Below are 350 nucleotides of genomic sequence, written 5' to 3' on the forward strand. Positions count from 1 at the left end.
ATTGTCGTCGTAATCGCAAAAGGAATCCATTGTTTGATCGTTTGTGAGAGTGATTGTTTAATAATATTAGACGGGATGCGGAAGAAAATAATAGTAAATAAGCAAGTCATACCGAGCCAAAATCCTGGTGAATATAGTAACTCTAGTTTATAAGAGTATGATTTCAAATCAAGAACCGCATATGATCTGAACAAATCATGTAATGCTGGAACGAGGCGAGAAAGTAAAATACAAACTGTTAGAAATATATAAGGGCTAATAATTTTTATAATGGATACTTCTCTCTCCGTTGCAGCCGCATGTTCTGTTATAAGATTTTGCCCACTTTTTCCTTTTAATTTAATAATAAA

The 350-nt window shown here is 32.9% G+C and carries 1 protein-coding gene; it reads right to left on the minus strand.

Annotated elements, in window-relative coordinates; all coding sequences use genetic code 11:
• Positions 1-350: hypothetical protein (locus FE392_RS23235; protein ID WP_319932035.1), on the minus strand; the 350-nt coding region annotated here is incomplete at both ends.

This window comes from Xenorhabdus santafensis (genome assembly GCF_033949405.1).
Classification (GTDB): Bacteria; Pseudomonadota; Gammaproteobacteria; order Enterobacterales; family Enterobacteriaceae; genus Xenorhabdus; species Xenorhabdus santafensis.